Origin of the sequence: Streptococcus sp. HMSC073A12 (assembly GCF_001812815.1) — a bacterium.
GTDB lineage: Bacteria > Bacillota > Bacilli > Lactobacillales > Streptococcaceae > Streptococcus > Streptococcus vaginalis.
Map to the genome: position 1 here is coordinate 7,409 of NZ_KV810563.1, position 442 is coordinate 7,850.

Below are 442 nucleotides of genomic sequence, written 5' to 3' on the forward strand. Positions count from 1 at the left end.
AACCAAATGCATTGCGCTTGATAAGTTTGATGAGCTTATTAGTTGCTTCCAATTTTGTGTTGGAGTAGGGTAGTTGAAGGGCGTTGACAATCTTCTCTTTATCCTTGAGGAAGGTTTTTAAAGACAGTCTGAAAAAGAGGATGAACCAGCTTAAGATTGTCCTCAATGAGTCCGAAAAATTTGTCAGGCTCCTTGTTCTGAAAGTGAAAAAGCAAGAGCTGATAGATATTATAGTGGTGTCTCAAGTCTTCTGAATAGCTCAAAAGCTTGTCTAGAATCTCTTTGTTGGTTAGATGCATACGAAAAGTAGGGCGATAAAATCGCTTATCGCTCAGTTTACGACTATTCTGCTGTATAAGCTTCCAGTAGCGTTTGATAGTCTTGTATTCATGGGATTTTCGCTCAAACTGATTCATGATTTGAACACGAATACGGCTCATAG

General features: G+C 38.7%; 1 pseudogene. It reads right to left on the reverse strand.

Annotated elements, in window-relative coordinates:
• Positions 1 to 442: pseudogene (locus HMPREF2876_RS08520) on the reverse strand (transposase); the annotation flags it as partial.